Origin of the sequence: Reichenbachiella sp. MSK19-1 (assembly GCF_003590315.1) — a bacterium.
Taxonomy (GTDB): Bacteria; Bacteroidota; Bacteroidia; order Cytophagales; family Cyclobacteriaceae; genus Reichenbachiella; species Reichenbachiella agariperforans.
In genome coordinates, this window is record NZ_MIER01000016.1 from 339,340 (window position 1) to 357,401 (window position 18,062).

Annotated in this window: 15 protein-coding genes; 8 read left to right on the top strand and 7 right to left on the bottom strand. The window is 43.2% G+C overall.

The features are described from left to right. Positions 1 to 24: 24 nt before the first annotated feature. From BGP76_RS14115 to BGP76_RS14135, 5 genes are all read left to right on the top strand, one after another. Positions 25 to 915, top strand: coding sequence for an ROK family protein (locus tag BGP76_RS14115; protein ID WP_119845166.1), 891 nt, complete (start codon positions 25 to 27; stop codon positions 913 to 915). Between the two features lie 2 nt (positions 916 to 917). Then, entirely contained in the window at positions 918 to 1,724 is an 807-nt protein-coding gene (locus BGP76_RS14120) for an SDR family oxidoreductase (protein WP_119845167.1), read from the top strand. Positions 1,725 to 1,772: 48 nt separating this feature from the next. After that, complete coding sequence (locus BGP76_RS14125; RefSeq protein WP_119845168.1) at positions 1,773 to 2,540, top strand: exodeoxyribonuclease III; 768 nt, start codon at positions 1,773 to 1,775, stop codon at positions 2,538 to 2,540. 165 nt (positions 2,541 to 2,705) lie between these two features. Then, complete coding sequence (locus BGP76_RS14130) at positions 2,706 to 3,557, top strand: glycerophosphodiester phosphodiesterase family protein (protein WP_158584281.1); 852 nt, start codon at positions 2,706 to 2,708, stop codon at positions 3,555 to 3,557. A 32-nt stretch (positions 3,558 to 3,589) separates the two neighbouring features. Next, the gene (locus tag BGP76_RS14135; protein ID WP_119845170.1) at positions 3,590 to 4,534 is read left to right on the top strand and encodes a pyridoxal-phosphate dependent enzyme; all 945 of its coding nucleotides are present in this window, start codon (positions 3,590 to 3,592) and stop codon (positions 4,532 to 4,534) included. A gap of 306 nt (positions 4,535 to 4,840) precedes the next feature. On the opposite strand, the gene BGP76_RS14140 is transcribed toward BGP76_RS14135, so the two are convergent. Together BGP76_RS14140 and BGP76_RS14145 are read right to left on the bottom strand one after the other, a co-directional pair. Continuing rightward, positions 4,841 to 5,602: a S1/P1 nuclease gene (locus BGP76_RS14140; protein WP_073121674.1), complete on the bottom strand. Its 762-nt coding sequence runs from the start codon at positions 5,600 to 5,602 to the stop codon at positions 4,841 to 4,843. 80 nt (positions 5,603 to 5,682) lie between these two features. Then, positions 5,683 to 7,194 carry a BCCT family transporter gene (locus BGP76_RS14145; RefSeq protein ID WP_119845171.1) on the bottom strand — a complete coding sequence of 504 codons (1,512 nt, stop codon included), beginning with the start codon at positions 7,192 to 7,194 and terminating at the stop codon, positions 5,683 to 5,685. Positions 7,195 to 7,485: 291 nt separating this feature from the next. Here BGP76_RS14145 and mfd point away from each other — a divergent pair, with 291 nt between their 5' ends. Together mfd and BGP76_RS14155 are read left to right on the top strand one after the other, a co-directional pair. Further along, positions 7,486 to 10,842, top strand: a complete 3,357-nt coding sequence (gene mfd, locus BGP76_RS14150) for a transcription-repair coupling factor (RefSeq protein WP_119845172.1) — start codon at positions 7,486 to 7,488, stop codon at positions 10,840 to 10,842. A 25-nt stretch (positions 10,843 to 10,867) separates the two neighbouring features. Then, positions 10,868 to 12,052 (top strand): hypothetical protein, encoded by a 1,185-nt coding sequence (locus BGP76_RS14155; RefSeq protein ID WP_119845173.1) that lies wholly within the window; start codon positions 10,868 to 10,870, stop codon positions 12,050 to 12,052. A gap of 271 nt (positions 12,053 to 12,323) precedes the next feature. Here BGP76_RS14155 and BGP76_RS14160 read toward each other — a convergent pair whose 3' ends face one another. The 3 genes from BGP76_RS14160 to BGP76_RS14170 form a co-directional block, all read right to left on the bottom strand. After that, on the bottom strand, positions 12,324 to 12,731 hold the full coding sequence (locus tag BGP76_RS14160) for a MaoC family dehydratase (RefSeq protein WP_073121667.1): 408 nt from the start codon (positions 12,729 to 12,731) through the stop codon (positions 12,324 to 12,326). 106 nt (positions 12,732 to 12,837) lie between these two features. Next, the gene (locus BGP76_RS14165) at positions 12,838 to 13,302 is read right to left on the bottom strand and encodes a hypothetical protein (protein WP_119845174.1); all 465 of its coding nucleotides are present in this window, start codon (positions 13,300 to 13,302) and stop codon (positions 12,838 to 12,840) included. Positions 13,303 to 13,447: 145 nt separating this feature from the next. Continuing rightward, a complete protein-coding gene (locus BGP76_RS14170; RefSeq protein WP_119845175.1) occupies positions 13,448 to 14,104 on the bottom strand; it encodes a hypothetical protein in 657 nt (218 codons plus the stop codon). A 177-nt stretch (positions 14,105 to 14,281) separates the two neighbouring features. Between BGP76_RS14170 and BGP76_RS14175 the strand changes: the two genes are divergently transcribed. Further along, positions 14,282 to 14,494 carry a hypothetical protein gene (locus BGP76_RS14175; RefSeq protein ID WP_119845176.1) on the top strand — a complete coding sequence of 71 codons (213 nt, stop codon included), beginning with the start codon at positions 14,282 to 14,284 and terminating at the stop codon, positions 14,492 to 14,494. Here the strand turns inward: BGP76_RS14175 and BGP76_RS14180 are convergent. Both BGP76_RS14180 and BGP76_RS14185 read right to left on the bottom strand, forming a co-directional pair. After that, on the bottom strand, positions 14,468 to 15,073 hold the full coding sequence (locus BGP76_RS14180) for a hypothetical protein (protein ID WP_119845177.1): 606 nt from the start codon (positions 15,071 to 15,073) through the stop codon (positions 14,468 to 14,470). The genes BGP76_RS14175 and BGP76_RS14180 overlap by 27 nt on opposite strands. Then, the gene (locus BGP76_RS14185; RefSeq protein ID WP_119845178.1) at positions 15,070 to 17,985 is read right to left on the bottom strand and encodes an N-6 DNA methylase; all 2,916 of its coding nucleotides are present in this window, start codon (positions 17,983 to 17,985) and stop codon (positions 15,070 to 15,072) included. The genes BGP76_RS14180 and BGP76_RS14185 overlap by 4 nt, the downstream gene beginning before the upstream one ends. Between the last annotated feature and the right edge of the window lie 77 nt (positions 17,986 to 18,062).

Below are 18,062 nucleotides of genomic sequence, written 5' to 3' on the forward strand. Positions count from 1 at the left end.
TCATGATCAAATCAATACGTATAGATGAAACTTTGGGGAATAGATTTAGGAGGAACGAAAATAGAAGGGGTTATTCTAGATTCGGAAACAAAAGAAGTACTGTATCGGGAGAGAATTCCTACTGAGGGAGCCAAGGGCTATCCCCATGTTTTGAACCAAGTCCAAAAACTCGTCAACATACTCCAAGACACGTCAGGTCTCTCTCCCGAAAAAATCGGTATCGGTACCCCTGGATCTACAGACCCCAGTTCTGGCCTGCTCAAAAATTGTAATTCCGTCCATCTCAATGGCCAGCCTGTCCATGCTGATCTCCAAAAGATTTTGGGTATCCCTGTCAACATGGCCAATGATGCCAACTGCTTTGCACTGGCAGAGACGCAAATGGGTTGTGTACCTGATACCGCTCCCGATGCACAAGTCGTATTCGGGGTGATCATGGGCTCAGGTGTCGGTGGCGGACTAGTCGTCAACGGCCAGATCATCAATGGTGCCAACGGAATCGGAGGCGAATGGGGTCACAACTTCCTCCACAAGAGCGGTGGTCCCTGCTACTGTGGCAAAACAGGTTGTGTAGAAACCGTCATCGCGGGACCACACCTAGAACGCTACTATTACGAACAATCCGGAAAGAAATTAGGTCTAGCTGACATTATCCAAAATCGATCCTCAGACCCCGTCGCAGAGCAAACTTACAATCGACTGATCCAATACTACGGTCAAGCCATCTCCACAATCATCAACATGATAGATCCCGACGTGATCGTGATCGGTGGAGGTGTTGGCAATATTGACGCACTATATACCGAAGGACTGGAGTCTGTCAAACGTCACATCTTCAACACCGAATGCCATACCAAAATCCTAAAACCCAAATTGGGTGATTCGGCAGGTGTGTTTGGCGCTGCATATCTATAGTCATGAATCAACAGCAGGTCATTTTCATCACGGGCGCATCGTCAGGCATAGGCCAGTCATGCTTTGACTATCTCTTTGGCAAAGGTCACCGTGTCTATGGCACCAGCAGAAGGCCTAGTGGTGACAACCCCTTTCTGTTGAAAATGGATGTCACCAAACCTAAAAGCATCGCTGCGGCTGTACAAACAGTCATTGATAAAGAAGGCCGAATAGACGTCCTGATCAACAATGCTGGTATATCTGTCATCGGTCCTGCAGAACTGACACATCCCGATGATGCACGTCAACAATTGGAAACCAATTTTTGGGGTGTAGTTAATACAAACAACGCCATACTGCCTCACATGAGACAGCAGAAGTCTGGAAAAATCATCCACATTAGTTCTGTCATGGGCCTATTTGCTATCCCAAATCAGGCCTACTATGCTGCAAGCAAACACGCACTCGAAGGCTATGCCGAAGCACTCCGCATGGAACTGCACCCGACTAACATTCAAGTGGCACTGATCCAGCCAGGAGATTTCATGACCGAAATATCCCAAAATAGAATTTTGTCTATCGCAGACGACAGTACCGAATATCAGCCAGGGTACAACCGTGCCCTAGAGGTCATCGTCAAGGGAGAACGAAATGGTGACAACCCCATCAAAGTTGCCAAGCTCATCCACCGTATCATCCAAAAACCAAAACTCAAACTACGCTACGCCATAGGCAAACCACTAGATCTACTGGCAGCCAAACTAAAACCTATTCTACCCCAGCGTTTGTTTCAATGGATCATCATGGATCACTTTCGTCAGAATCGATAACATACCAAAGACATTGCTTATTTTTGATCTAGATAAATAAAAATTCATATGAGTGAAAAAATCGTATCCTGGAATGTCAATGGCATCCGAGCCGCCATCAAAAAAGGCTTTCATCAGTCCATAGATACCATGGCCGCAGACATCATCTGTCTACAAGAAACCAAAGCCCAAGACGATCAAATCCTAGAGGCACTCGGTGAGATTCCCTACCATGTCTACTCCAACAGCGCTATCAAAAAAGGTTACAGCGGCACATCCATCCTTTCCAAAAAAGAACCTATTTCTGTCTCAAGAGGATTTGGAATAGATATCCATGACCAAGAGGGACGAATCCTGACACTGGAGTATGACAACTATTACTTGACGAATGTCTACGTACCCAACTCCAAAAATGACCTAAGTCGTCTGGACTACCGCAAAGGCTGGGACGCAGACTTCAGAGATTACCTCAAAAACTTAGAAAAAAACAAACCCGTGATTGTCTGCGGTGACTTTAACGTCGCGCACAAAGATGTCGACCTAGCTAGACCCAAAGCCAACTATAACAAATCCGCTGGCTTTACTCAGACCGAGATAGACGGTATGGACAACTTCGTCGGGGCAGGACTGATAGATTCGTTCAGGCATCTCTACCCAGACACCGTAGATGCCTATACATGGTGGAGCTATCGAGGTGGAGCTCGCGAGCGAAATGTTGGCTGGAGAATTGACTACTTCTTACTAAGCGAGTCAATGCTCCCTCAGCTGGCTGCAGCAGAAATTCACCCGAGCTACATGGAATCAGACCATTGTCCTGTGAGTATCACACTACAATGAGACGCCTAGGAAGATCAGACTTAACCTAAGCTTAATCCCTTGATGCTCAATTTTTTTGGCACTGACATTAGATATCGACACCTTTGTCTAAACCTCAAAACCATGACTCGTGTTAACTATTGCTTCCTTATATTTATTCTTATAACTAGTATAACAGCCTGCCGAGTGGAAAAACCAGAAGAAACATCTCATCGACCGATAGACATACAAGGTCATCGCGGAGCAAGGGGGCTGATGCCAGAGAATACGCTACCCGCTTTTAGGAAAGCGCTGGAGCTAGGCATCACCACGCTAGAGCTTGATCTAGCAGTGACGCGGGATCAGCAGTTGCTGATTTCACACGAGCCCTACATGAACCACTACATCGCACTGGACTCTCTGGGCGAGAGCGTACCTAAAGAAGGTGAGCAAAAGCACAACATCTACCAGATGAGCTATACGCAAATCAAAAAATACGATGTGGGATCCAAATTCGTCAAACGATTTCCTGATCAACAGAAAATGGTGGTGCACAAACCACTGCTCGAAGAACTAGTATCACTTGTCAACCAGTTTGAGTCCGAAAATCCAAACAAGGTCATCCGGTACAACATCGAGATCAAATGCCTACCGATGGGAGACAACGTATTTCATCCAACACCAGAGGTCTTTTCCAAACTGGTTTATGATTTCATCATCCAAAACATGAACCCTAAGCATGTCAATGTACAGTCTTTTGATTTTCGAGTACTGCGCTACTTCCACGAAACCTATCCCGAAATTGAGCTAGCAGTGTTGATAGAAAACACCGAATCGATTGACAAAAACTTAGAAGAACTAGGCTTTACCCCACAGATCTACAGCTGCTATCATCCATTTTTGGATCAGGAGAAAATCAATAAGCTTCATGATATGAAAATGAAAGTAATCCCATGGACGGTAAATGAAGAAGAGGATATGAAAAAATTAATCCATTGGGGAGTAGATGGGATTATTTCTGACTACCCAGATAGAGTGTTAAATGTAATTGCTAACTAAATTGCCGCCGAGAAAACGAGAATACAATAACTATGGAATTTCCAAGCTTAAGTGACATCAAAAGGGCACACACCCGAATCAACAAGTATATATACAATACGCAAATCATGACCTCTAGTACGATCAATGAAATAGTCGGCGGTGAGGTGTTTTTCAAATGTGAGAATTTTCAAAAAGTAGGCGCATTCAAGATGAGAGGTGCGACGAACGTGATCATGTCTTACCGTCCGGAAGAGCGACTCAATGGTTTTGCGACGCACTCTTCAGGTAATCATGCGCAGGCTGTAGCCAAAGCAGCAGCAGACGCTGGGGTCAAAGCCTACATCGTCATGCCCTCCAACGCACCGCAAGTCAAAGTCGATGCAGTAAAAGGATACGGCGCAGAAGTCACCATCTGCGAACCTACAGAGGAAGCCAGAGCAGAGGCGTGTAAAAAAGTGATCGAACGTACTGGAGCGATCCAGGTACACCCCTATCACGATGCACGGATCATCGCAGGTCAGGCCACAGCTGCCAAGGAGTTCATAGAAGAGCAACCTGAGCTAGATTTCATGATCACCCCTGTGGGTGGTGGTGGATTAGCTGCCGGGTCAGCCTTGACACTGGGTCATGTCAGCCCTACTACTAAAATGATCTTGGCAGAACCAGAAGCTGTCAACGATACCTACAAATCCTTCAAATCTGGAAAACTAGAAGGAGTCAAAGATCCTAAATCCATTGCAGATGGACTATTAGTATCTGTCGGCGAACTCAACTTCGCCATCATCAAAGAATATGTACACGATATCTACTGTGTCAGTGAACAAGAAATCGTTGATGCGATGAGACTGGTGTGGGAGCGAATGAAAATCGTAATTGAGCCATCTAGTGCTGTAGCAGTAGCTGCTTTAATCAAGCACAAAGAAGTTTTCGCTGGGAAGAAGACAGGTATCATCATCACAGGTGGTAATGTCCAACTCAATGAGTTGCCTTTTTAGAAGTAAGAAATCATAAACACAGTGATAGCAGGTTAACCCTGCTATTTTTTTGCCCATACGGTTCTACGTTCCTTAAAAAAATAAAGGAATCCGATATTGGATTCCTTTTCAGGTTAGGTTAATAAAGGGCTTGACTACTTGATACCGTATATCAATTACGTTCTACAAGGTAGTACAGCTACTCATAGTGATCAATACCTATTAGTGCGTATCTTCTCTAGCGCTTAGAAACAAAAAAGCTGTTCTATAAGATGGGTATACCCATACTTATAGAACAGCTTCAGATATAATAAACGCTATTATGGCTTAGCCATAAATCTCATTGAGGATCCCTGCTAAACGAACCCCAGCTTTCAACAGTCGATCATTGATTGTCGCGATGTGCTTGTAGTTGTATTCATAAGACAGTTTGCCGTTTTCAGGAATGTCATATATCACTGGGCGAAGATTCATTGACTCCTCGATCCATACATCGATCCCTTGAGATTGTGTTTTTTCCAGTTCTTGTTCACTGATGTGGTTGACCCACTTAGAGTATTCTGTAAAACTGAGCTGCTGATAGTCAATCAACCCACTGTCCCACACGCGGTGCAGGTTAGACTCCTCCCACATGAAAGTCACCTTGACATCATTGCCTCCTTTGTCTTCACCGTTTCCTACATGTAGCGGCTGGTGAATGTCAGCCACCAAGTGTACAAGGTATTTCAAGTTTTCTAACTCGGTACCGTAGGTGAATTTCTTGGTTTTCAGTTCCTCAATCAAACGATTGATGGTTTCTACAGCATCTCCTTCTTCTGGCGCTTCGCTATAGGTTTCGCCATCAGGAACAGTACAATAGTGCCATGGCGACATATAACCCATGTCTTTGTCCGACCGGACAAAATCCATATAGTTACCCACCATATTGAGGTGCTCATGTTTGAGTATCTCGTGTATCTTTCCCTTCGCCTTTCTGTCTAGATGCCAGTAAGCAATATCGCCCACGACACGGTGACCCGTTTTCCCCCAGCCAAAAGCCATCAAGTTTGAGAAAATTAGCGCGATTACTAAGAAGCTTTTAAATTTCATGTTGTTAATAATTTTTTGATAAAGATTCGAATATTACACGGGTCGATCAAGCGGTCCAGCGAAATTAATAAATACTTAAGTCAGTTCTTTACTTTTCTAGATCTGATCATCAATACGACTGCTGACATACTCACCGCAATCATGAAAAATAAGATTGGGAAACCTCCCAAAATAGAGGTCATTTTGATACCCTCTATGCCGACAGAACTAACCATCACCCAAGCAACCATACCAATCAAAACACCCCAGATGACTTTTATACGAACAGGTGCCTCTATCTGATCCAGAGAAATCCCAGACGTGCTCAATGCGCTCATCGCCGAAGTATTAGAATCCGCTGCGGTAACATAGGAGAGAAAAATTAACAAGACGAAAACCGTACTCACGACGATAGCAAATGGTAAATCTCCCAATACTAAATACACCAAACTTTCAGGGCCATTGGCACGAAGCGACTCACTCAGTACCCCTCCTTGATTAAAATCCATGAGCAGTGCACTCCCACCAAAAATCATCATCCATACCGCACCAAAGATGGAAGGAATCACGAGATTGAAAATGATGAATGTCCGCACTGTGTATCCTCTAGCAATGCGACCCAAAAACACCGCTGTAATGGGCGTCCATGCGAGCCAGTTGGCCCAGTTGAAAACCGTCCAGCTGTTAAACCATTTTTGACCCAAGACATTGTCTAGATTCAAACTTCGTGAAACCATATGCGCCGCATATTCGCTCACACCAGATAGACCCAGCTCTAACAAAGCCCAAGTCGGGCCTGCCAAAAACACAAAAAGCGCCAATAGAATGAACAAGCGAATATTGATGTCTGATAGTATACGAATCCCCTTCATCAAGCCCGACACAGCCGAGACTATGAACGTTACCACGATAGCCCCAGTGATCAGTGCAAGGCCCCAACTCGTTTTGCTCCAGCCTAACAAGTGATCCAAGCCACCCATCACACTCAGCAAACCTGCCCCCAATGAAGCTGCCATACCAGCTACGAGCCCATATAGACATACGATATCAATGAAATTCGAAACATTTGGGTTCATCTGATCAGCAAACAATGGGCTGACCATCGAACCCAAGCTGAATGGCTGTCGGAGATTATAAAAGCTCACTGCGAAAACTAAACCTGCCAAAGTATAAATCGCATAAGGCGTGAGTGTCCAGTGCATCATCAATGAAGACATAGCAAAGGTCATGGCTTCTTTCGATCCAGCGGTTATGCCCAAATTCGGAGGTGGAGTTGAAAAATGAAAAATCGGTTCGGCAACTCCCCAAAACAAAATGCCCGTAGCGATCGTCGTACAAATCGTCACAGCAAACCACTTCCATTTGCTCAAAACTGGTCTGGCATCAGAACCGCCTATACGCCAGCCTCCCAACTTAGAAAAGTAAACCACGATGACCAATCCAAGAATCAATAATGCCGTCCAAGAAAATAATCCACTAAAATGATCGAGTATCCACTGATTAGCGACCTGTAGCGTCGAGACAAATTCGTCTCCATACAGCTGACTCAGCAGCACCGTGAACACTAACAAAATGATGGGAGGAAAAAATACAGTTCGGTTGAGGCTCTTCAAAAGAATGGAATTGATGGAAGAATAATGACCAAAATCTAAAACTATATCATTTATAGCCGTAAATGAAATCAGCACGCCCTAGCGAGCGTGCTGATTATACTAACCTAACCTTAATCAGTGAGTCTCTTTTGACTCACAAAATCAATAATACTAACTAGAACTTATTACTTAACTTCTTATATGTATTTGAGCCTATAAGGTTTCGAGATACATGACATTAATCGCCAAAGGGTCGTTTAATGAAACATATTAGTCGTCAAATGGACATACCTTTGTCCCAAATTTTTTCGAGTGAAGAGCAAAGATCTACTTACCATCTATAAAGCTGACAGCCAGGTAAAAGCCATCGCTGAAAGCATCAAGCCAAACGAAAACGTTCATGTGAGAATCAAAGGTTTGGTCGGCAGTATGGATGCAGTCGTCGCGGCGGCAGTTTTCCAGACCAATCACCAAAATCACATTTTCATCCTGCACGAAAAAGAAGAGGCCGCCTATTTTCACAACGACCTACAAAATATACTCGGTGACAAAGAGGTTCTGCTTTTTCCATCCTCCTACAAAAGACCGTACCAATTCGAAGAAACGGAGAACGCAAACATCCTTATGCGTGCCGAAATTCTCAATCGAATCAACAACAAAGCATCCACTGGTGAGCTGATCGTCACCTATCCCGAAGCACTCACCGAAAAAGTAATCAACAAAAAATCACTGGTAGAAAACACTTGGACTGCCAAGGTGGGTGAATCTATCGATGCGGATTTTTTGAGTGAGCTGCTCATTACCTATGGATTTGAAAAAGATGACTTTGTCTACGAACCAGGACAATTTGCGATACGTGGTGGTATCATCGATGTGTACTCTTATGCAGGCGAACTTCCCTACCGAATCGAATTGTTCGGAGACGAAATCGAAAGTATCCGAACTTTTGATCCCGAGAGTCAGCTCTCCAAAGACAAGCTCAAAACCGTCAACATCATCCCAAACATCCAGACCAAACTGCTCGAAGAGCAGCGGCAGTCCTTCATGGACTATGTCCCCAACAATTCGAAAATCTGGATGAAAGATGGACAGCAAACACTGGATATCATTGACAAGTATTTCGAAAAAGCCAACGACAGTTTCGGTGCGATCATGGAGGCCAGTGACCAATCGAGCATCGTACTCAAACCTGATCAGCTGTTCGAAACGAGCGAGAGTTTTAGTACCGCGATCGAAAAGTACGCCAAAATCGAATTTGGCAATCGCTACTACAGCAAGGGCGGTCATGAGTTCCAGTTTGAGATATCAGGACAACCTTCGTTTCAGAAGAACTTCGAACTCATGGCAGACAGTTTTGAGAGCTATCAAGAAAAAGGCTACTCGACTGTTATCGCTTCAGAATCAGAAAAACCCGTTCAACAACTTCAGTCCATCTTCGAAGAGATCAATCCGTTTATCAAATTTGATAGTTTGATCCTGAGTCTTCGCCAAGGCTTTATAGACAACAATCAGCAGGTAGCCATCTTCACAGATCACCAGCTTTTCGAGCGCTTTCACAAATACGCGGTGCGCCAAAAGCACTCTAAGTCCAAAGCCCTTACCCTGAAAGAACTCCGAACCCTAAATCCTGGAGACTACATCGTACACGTCGACCATGGAATCGGGCGATTCGCAGGACTAGATATCGTAGAGGTCAATGGCAACAAACAAGAATCCGTCCGCATCATCTATCGCGACGATGACTTGCTCTACCTGAGTATTCACTCCCTACACAAAATATCCAAATATAGCGGCAAAGAAAGTGCCCCGCCCCAAGTGAGCAAACTAGGTTCGCCCGAGTGGGAAAACAAAAAGAAAAAAGTCCGCAGCAAGGTCAAAGACATCGCCAAGGAGCTAATCGCACTCTATGCCAAACGAAAAGCCGCACCCGGTTTTGCGTTTTCAGAAGATACCTACCATCAGGCAGAGATGGAGACGTCCTTCATCTACGAAGACACCCCAGATCAAGCCAAAGCCACCGAAGATCTAAAAATCGACATGCAAAAAGCCCATCCGATGGACAGGCTCGTGTGTGGTGATGTTGGGTTTGGAAAAACAGAGGTAGCGATACGCGCTGCGTTCAAAGCAGCCATCGAAGGAAAGCAAGTCGCAGTACTCGTCCCCACGACGATACTCGCGATGCAGCACTATCACACATTCAAGTCTAGGTTGGAAGGGTTCGCAGTAGAGGTAGAATACATCAACCGTTTTCGGACGACCAAAGAAATCAAAAACGTACTACAGCGTGTCAAAGAAGGTAAAGTCAATATCCTGATCGGCACCCACCGCATCGTCAACAAAGACGTACAGTTCCAAGATCTCGGGCTACTCGTGATCGACGAAGAACAAAAATTCGGCGTGAAGATCAAAGACAAACTCAAAGAGATGAAAGTCAATGTGGATACGCTCACACTCAGTGCGACACCTATTCCGCGTACACTTCACTTTTCGCTGATGGGTGCACGAGACCTGAGCATCATCGCTACGCCACCACCTAACCGCCAGCCCGTGACAACTGAGCTGCATGTATTTAGCGAAGAGGTCACACGTGACTCTATCAGCTACGAGCTACGCCGTGGTGGTCAAGTATTTTTCGTGCACAACAAAGTCAGTGATATCGAGAGCATCGCCAACCTGATCCATCGACTCGTACCCGATGCACGTGTCGGTGTAGCCCATGGCCAGATGGAAGGGCCTAAATTGGAAAAAGTCATGCTCAAATTCATCGAAGGAGAATATGACGTCCTCGTCTCTACCAACATCATCGAATCGGGACTAGATATCCCCAATGCCAACACCATCATCATTAACTCAGCACAAAACTTCGGCCTATCCGATCTACACCAGATGAGAGGTCGTGTTGGTCGCTCCAACAAAAAAGCGTTTTGTTACATGTTTACCCCACCTACCTCCAAACTATCGTCCGATGCACGCAAACGACTCAGTGCACTGGAAGAATTCAGCGATCTGGGCGATGGATTCAAAGTTGCGATGCGTGATCTCGATATCCGTGGTGCGGGCAATCTGCTAGGGGGAGAACAGAGCGGGTTCATCACCGATATAGGTTTTGATATGTATCACAAAATACTGGATGAGGCGGTTCAGGACTTGAAAGAAAACGAGTTCAAAGAACTCTTTGCGGATCAAAAAGACGATTTGATGAAAGCGCTGATCAATGACTGTGTCATCGAAACGGATTTGGAGATTTTGATCCCAGAAGACTATGTCAAAAATATCACCGAACGACTCAGCCTCTACACACAGCTCGACAACATCGAGTCCAACAGCGAACTAGCAGTATTCGGTCAATCAGTCGAGGATCGTTTTGGCAAAATCCCTACGTCTGTACTTCAACTCTTCGAAACAGTGAAACTGCGCTGGCTTGCTATCGATCTTGGTTTCGAAAAGATCGTGATCAAAAACGGTCGCATGCGGTGCTATTTCCCTCCCCAAGAAAATGAAAAATACTATTCGTCTCCTGTATTTGGACTGGTGATGGGCTACATACAGCAACACCCGAAGGATTACCAAATCAAGGAAATGAAGGGTAAATTGATGCTAATCATCAAAGATGTAGAGGAAATAGAAGTAGCTATTCGACAGCTTGACAATATTCAAAGTTCATTTTGATGCTTGAAAACCCAATATTAGCCGCGTGACAGCAACCACTGACTTAGATAGAAAAAATCAACCTGCCGTTTGGATCATTCTAGTCACGGTAGTTTTAGCTTATACGTTTTTCTATGTGGTCAATGTCTCACTCGATTATACATCTTGTAAACTGTGTGATGCACATCAGTACGAGAAGTTATATTCGTATTTTGAAACGGGGCGTGTCAGTGTGATCAATCATCCATTCTACAACCGACCCCTGGTTCCTCTCTTAGCGAGCCTTGTACCAGGAGATCAGATGGGGCTTGCTTTTGATTTAGTCAACTTTCTGTTTTTCGTAGGCAGTATTTATATGCTGGTTCAGTTATGGACTTATTTGAAGATTCGTCCACTGTATCAGTATCTGGGTTTTGGCTGGCTGATTTTGCACTGGACAGGTATCATCCGCTACAATCTCTACGACAACATCACGGTCGATGTGCCGCTGTATTTTTTTCAGAGTATGGCACTCCTCTTTTTCTTTCAGGGTAAGTTCAAACACTTCTATTGGCTGATTCCTCTAGCGCTACTGCAAAAGGAATCGTTCTTGGCGGTGATGGTTTTGCTGACGGTCGTTCATTTTATTTTCGCGGAAAGAGACGACCGTTGGCCTGAAGGAAAACACTTACTCCTATCGCTCGTCCTCGGGATTGCTATCCAAAAATCCCTGCTGGCACTGATGCCAGATCAGTCGGATCAACGATCCTCACTAATGGCGTTACTCTACCATGGTCGATTGGTCGTGGACGATCCCAGCCGAATCATTCGTTGGTTTGCAGCCTTTGGGTCTGCTTTTGGGCTTTTGCCTTTCGTGGTGCTTTTTCGTTTTCGGTTTTCGAGATTGAAGAACCAACAGTACGGTACATTGATTCTTTTGAGTCTGTGCTACTGTGCCTTTGGGATGTTGGCGGGTGAGGACATGACCCGCATCCTATTTTTGGGGTTTCCCTTCATCATGACTTTGACACTCATAGAACTATCACGGGTATCTCGATGGATACTAGGCACTGGACTGCTACTGAGTTTGGTTTCTTTGCGGCTAGATCACATAGCGATCGATTATCGCTGGGCGGTAGACTATGCTAACCTTGAGTATATCTATGGCTGGGCTAGCTACTATGCGGTGGCGTTGGTGGTTTTTGCTGTGGTTTATTTCTGGAAGGAAAAGAAACAGGACTCGGTCAGTTAACAATTCTAATTAATCAGAGCCTGTACACAATACTAGACCTCATGCTCTCGATTCTGCGCCACACCCGATCTTCATCACTACCTCATGCCTCGACTTTCATCTCTACCTTCATACTCCGACATTCATTTCTACCGTCATACCCCGACGTAAGATCGGGGTATCCCTAGCGTTATGCAGACTGATCGAATTATCTAATAGCTCCTTCGTCACTTTGGTAAATGACGGTGATGAATAGAGGAGCATGAGAAAAAGCATCTCGATTAAACTAGTCCTAAGGCAACTTATCCAAGTGGCGAACTTGTGCTTCGCCATCTACTACGAGCTTGTTTTTCTCCTTGTCGAAAATCTGCGTTTTGATCGTACCCGTGTGTTTGCCTTCTACGGTTTCGGTGATTTCTAGGCGTACCTCATAGGCTTGGTCTGGATAGACTGGGCGTTTGAACGACAAGTTTTGTGACAAGTATAGTGTGCCTTCTCCGGGAAAATCCATACCCAGTACTTTGGAAATAAATGAAGCCGAGAATATCCCGTGTGCGATCGGTTTTTTGAAAGGTGTCTCTGCGGCATATTCTGCATCTAGGTGCAGTGGGTTTTTATCACCAGACAATTCGGCGAATGCCGCGATCTGATCTTGAGTAATCGTAAAATCTGTCGTGTATTGGTCTCCTACTTTCAGCATAGTTCAAAAATTTATCGGCAATAATAAATGATCCTTTGGGCAATCCAACAAGGTATTACTTATCTAATCGGTTAGTTCCTCGATGCAAGAAACTATCGCTCGGCGATTAATCCATTCTGATCTGAACACCATCATACTCGTCATCGGCAATACCGTCTCCATCCCAATCAAGAGTAGAGCGAAAACGCACTCTGTCTCCATTGTATTCGAAATCATAAAATGTCTTTCCAGATTCGGTCAGCATAACGAGCGAGTCGTTTTGAATCCACCACTGGCCATAGGTAGTGTTCATCTTCTGACCATCTAATGTATAATACTCGGACTCAAAAGTGCTATCGGCATGGAAAGTCGTCTCTATCGGTTTTATTTTCAGCACTTGCTCCCACTCGCCTTCATTGGCACGCAGGACAGAGTCTTGCTTCTCCAGTCGCTTCATGGTTACCAGTAAAGAGACATTGGTCCATGTACCAATGAGGTTTTGTTCGATTTTGAGATCGGAGGATTGAGATTGCTCTTTTTTGTCTGTGGTACAGGCCGTAAACAGAATGAGGCATATGAATAGATTTTTCATGACTCAAAGATAATGGGGAGGGACGAAAAAATTCCTTGTATTGCTAAAGAGTCAACAGTGCTAGTGTTAGAATCTTCAACATGGGTTGGTATATTTTCACCGTCTCCCTCAGCCGGAGCGAGGGCGACAGTGAAGTAGAAAATGCCTATTTAACCACTTTGCCCAAAACCTCCAGCAACTGGGGTTTGTCTTCGAGTGCAATGGTAGCTACTGCGTAGAACTCGCTCATCCAATCGTCTATCTCTGCCATGGCTTGATCCTTGGCATTGGTGGCATCTTGGGATTCTCCTTTTTCTAGGAGGTATTTGCTGCGGGCTGCTTCGAGTTGTTCAATCTGGCCTACCATAGCAGAGATGTCCTCTGCAGTAATTTTGAGCCTAGCTAACTTTTGGAGTATTTCGGGCTTATCGTTGGCATTGGTGTAGAATATTTTGACAGATTCGAGCCATTTGATGTATGCCTTGGGTACTAGTCCGCTGATGTCAAGCAGATCTGCTGTAGTGGCATCTTTTCGAAAGACCACTTTGGCCTTTTTGCGGTGTTTGCTGTACTGGTCTTTAATTTGACCTCTGAGTGTGGAAAAGTCATGATACGCTTGGGAGGTTTCGTCATCTTCCTTGTTGTTGGTATCGTAGGCTGCTCTAGCCTTGGTTAGCCAGATTTTCCCTTCGTCGATAGTGGCTTGGTCGTAACTGAGCTCTCCCATGAGTTCAGAAATGGTAGCGTTGCTACCGGCGTTTTGAAGTGCGACTCTGTACAGTTCGAGTGTCTGGGCGTCTGTGAGCCCGGTGGTTGATCCCATAATGTTTAATATTAAATTGGTTTGACCCACATGATATCTGACAAATTGGTTGGCTGGTATTTGCTATTGGCACAGCGAATTGGTCGGGTATGCTACAGGTGGGGGGTTGAATAAATTATTTATTCTTTTAAGATAACGGTTTCTTAGGAAAGTAGAATGGCTTCTCTATGATTTTTAGTGGGTGACCATGAGTTTTTAGAAGATGACGGTGCGTTTTTGGAGGATGACTATGAGTTTTGGATGGATGACCGTGCGTTTTGGATGGTTGACGGTGGGGTTTTAGTGGATGACAATGCGTTTTTGGGTATGACTAATGGGGCCGGTAGATCTGATATGGGAACGGGGGTTCTGAGGGTGACTGTACTAGCTGAATATAAAATCAAAGAATAGATGATACACTTCGATTTGGTTCTGATCAGACCTATGATGAATACTATTGAAAAATGGTTCTGGTAGTGTTTTTTTAACTGATAAAGTATGAGGTAGTGCCCCTATCTTTTTCTGTAGTCGTTGACTTATGTCATGCTTATCGCCAGATATTACAAACCCTATCATTCCAGCATACTCATCTCCCTTGGCATATTTGAGACTAATAAAACGCTCCAAGCCTTCGTCAATGTAGGCTTTGTCTGCGCTTTTCACTCTTTTGCATTCGAGAATAAAATGAAGTCCAGTAATTTTGAATGCAATATCTGTTCGTGCAAAGTCAAAGTCAGGAGTAAAAACCCAGTTTTCCCAAATCAAGTCAATGTATTTTGATTGCAGCCACTTTTTGATGTCAGAATCAGACTGATATAAGTCCTTCATAAACCTGTCTCTGATCTCATTTTCATGACCGATATTTTTATCTATTCGTTCATAGCTGTCTTTCAATGATTGTATAAATAGATTTTCGATCATCTCTTGCTTAGAGCTATACCCTATTCCACTAATAATCGATTTTATAAAGTCAGGTTGAGATGAGGTCATTTGGCTGGAAGATATTTGATCACTGCTTCGATTTCCTCTTTGGCATCTTTCATGGCTTGCCTTACTGTCCAGTCTTTGAACTGATTGCTTTTGACAATGTAGAACTTGCTACTCTCTTTGTCATAGATTTTAACCTTCTCTTCAAAAAGCACTTTTTGACTCTCTGTCTTGGTCAATTGTCTTTGCTTGACCAAATGAAGAATATTGAGTTCTGGATCATGGCTTAAAGCTTCTTCCTTAGACTTAGCTGTAATAGAAAAACAGATAACCGTTCCCATATTGTTTGAAATATGAAAAGAGGCATTGACCGTATGATCAGCAGAAAGTATAAGTGAATACGCATCACGGAATACAGCAAAATAAGCTTTGATATCGTCAACGCGAACTTTGGATTCCTTTGCCCCAGCTCTATCAACCTTTATATTATAAAACTCACGAATGATTTCCTTTTCATAGTCCACCAAACCATAGAGATCGAATACCATTTCGTTGAGTTGGTCTATTTCCTTTTCACACAGCTCCTCATTTGATTTTTTGAGCTGGATTGTTTCAACCAGCTGAGTCATGTTACTTAAAATAGCTTGATCCGTAATTTCTTTAAAAGGAAGATTTTCAATATCCTCATTTCTCAGGTTCACCCATGTTTTTCCCTTTCCCCATTGCACGGAGAGCTGGTAAATTATAAAACCTACCAATTGCGAATTGAATATTCCTAAATAGGGCAAATAGTGGGTCAGATAAGAGTCACCCTTTTGAAGTCTGACTGAAAGAGTATTATGTTTAAACAAAACATCCTCTCGCAAAAAAATTCCTCTTAATAAGAAATTATCTGCTTTAGTTGGCCCAACTGGAAAAATAATCTTGTCACCTTGGAACACTTTTAAAGATGGTCTTCTTCTAATTTTTTGATTCCAATTGAAAGCACCTAAATGCTTATTTATCAAATTAAACTGAACAAAATCAGAGGGCTCAATTATCGGCATAATCTGAGGAGCACCTAAACGAAGCATTTCCTTTTGAGGTTGAAAACCAACCCTAGCTTCTACTCTCAACTCCTTTTGTTTCTGAAGCTTATTCACAATCAAATCATGCGCTTCATAATCTGCATTGACTAACACCTTCCATAAGGAATCATGTTTCAAGAACTCGGATTGATTCAATTTGAAGTCATCAGAGCTTGTAAAGTGAATGACCTCAAAATTAGATGCAAAATCTGTGAGCTTAGGAGAGATGTAATTCAGGATATTGTCTTTGCTAGTTTTGTTTTGGAAAGTTAGTACTGCACAGGGCTCACTAGCACCCAATTTCATTTTTTGGCCATTAACAACCCCAAGAGGTGTTTTCTTGAATAGAATTTTATTGTAATGAGAGAGCTCGTAAAATTCCGATATATCATATTGATCCAGAATGTACTTCCTAAAATTGAGGGCTTTGTCATTTAAGAAAATAGAGTTTTTGACAACCATTGAGTATATAGTCGTTTCATCTCCCCAACGAGAGACCCGAGCCATAATAGCCTGTGAGCGTTCATAATCTGCCACATCAGTATATTCGGGATAAGCTCCTTGCTTGTTTTCAATGGCTTCTCTCTCCTTTTGGTAGGTTTCAATTGCCTTTTCGTCATCAGAACTTTTTGGCACAGAACCCCAAGGTGGGTTTGATACAATACAGCTGAAAGCTTTTTCTGTGAAAATATCTTGGTCTATAATCGTATTGGCATGAATCAGTGTCTTTCCTATTAAACTTGGCAAAATAGGGTTAGCTCTTTCTATCTCCGTTTTGATGAAACTTGTGTCTTCCGTATCCAGCAAAGCCAAGTAAAGACTAAAGGCCGTGATTTGAAGTGCGTTCCTATCTACATCAATACCAAAAAGCTGATTTTCTAGAATCTTCTTTTTGCCCTCAAAAGTCAAATTCCCTTTGTGAGAATTTTCGATCATTTTAAAGGCTTGAACCAAAAACGCACCCGACCCCACAGCTGGGTCTAAAAGCGAGGCATTGATATCTCGCTCTAATGCTGTAGCAAAAGAGCGTTCCAGAATGAAGTCTACTAGAAATGCTGGTGTATAATAAACTCCGTCTCCTTTTTTTGTACTTGTTTTAAGAAATGTCTCATACACATGACTGATGAGCTGAATGGGAATCTGATCAAACCTATAGGGAAACAAATACTGTTGACCTGACCGATAGTCACTCTTGAAAAATAAGGCTATCTTATTTAGATAATGCCGTTTAATATCCGAGACCTGAAAATGGTCATCATACTTAAAAACATCTCCGTTGATTTTAGCCACCTGATCAAAAGCATCAGCCAGCTGTTCAGCATTCCCACTTTCGAGTTTATCTAAAAGGTAGTTTTCATCAAAAATACCACGGTCTTCTAGGTATTTAATGAACAAACATCTTAGAATCAAAAGATGAACGATATGAGAATTGTTGTCATCAATTAAATCACTCTTTAGCGTAAGTAGATTGAGAAGGAGATCCTTATCTACTGTTTTTGTATTTCCCTTGCGTTGATTCTTATTTACAAAATCAAAGAAGTAGGAGGAATCAATCTGTAGTTTTGAAATTAGTAGTGAATCTACGTCTTCAAAACCGAGAGTATTTATACCGTAATCAAAAGAATCAATTCGTATCGAATTCTTAAGTGGTTTCTCTTGATCGGGCTTTTCTTTCGCATTGATCAGATGAGATTTTTGTTCCCCAACCGCTATAAAAACAACATCCCTATTTTTATTCCATAGAATTTGGTGCTGCTTAAAAACATCATCACTTGTGGGTGTATAGCAATAATTTACGTCAATACCCTTCCCGACTTTATAGGAAAAATCATTCCCAACCAATCCAGCATAGATATCTTCGTCAGAGAAGCCCAGCTTTGAAAGGAAGTTTTGGAAACGGTCTTGCATTTGTATATTAATATTTGACTTTCAAAAATAGTCTTTTCGAATGGTGAATACCATCGAAATTAGCAATAAAGCATGTA

Coding starts and splice junctions, on each gene's coding strand:
- BGP76_RS14115 (WP_119845166.1), top strand. CDS start 25: ATGAAACTTTGGGGAATAGATTTAGGAGGAACGAAAATAGAAGGGGTT.
- BGP76_RS14120 (WP_119845167.1), top strand. CDS start 918: ATGAATCAACAGCAGGTCATTTTCATCACGGGCGCATCGTCAGGCATA.
- BGP76_RS14125 (WP_119845168.1), top strand. CDS start 1,773: ATGAGTGAAAAAATCGTATCCTGGAATGTCAATGGCATCCGAGCCGCC.
- BGP76_RS14135 (WP_119845170.1), top strand. CDS start 3,590: ATGGAATTTCCAAGCTTAAGTGACATCAAAAGGGCACACACCCGAATC.
- BGP76_RS14140 (WP_073121674.1), bottom strand. CDS start 5,602: ATGAAATTTAAAAGCTTCTTAGTAATCGCGCTAATTTTCTCAAACTTG.
- BGP76_RS14160 (WP_073121667.1), bottom strand. CDS start 12,731: ATGCTGAAAGTAGGAGACCAATACACGACAGATTTTACGATTACTCAA.
- BGP76_RS14165 (WP_119845174.1), bottom strand. CDS start 13,302: ATGAAAAATCTATTCATATGCCTCATTCTGTTTACGGCCTGTACCACA.
- BGP76_RS14170 (WP_119845175.1), bottom strand. CDS start 14,104: ATGGGATCAACCACCGGGCTCACAGACGCCCAGACACTCGAACTGTAC.
- BGP76_RS14180 (WP_119845177.1), bottom strand. CDS start 15,073: ATGACCTCATCTCAACCTGACTTTATAAAATCGATTATTAGTGGAATA.
- BGP76_RS14185 (WP_119845178.1), bottom strand. CDS start 17,985: ATGCAAGACCGTTTCCAAAACTTCCTTTCAAAGCTGGGCTTCTCTGAC.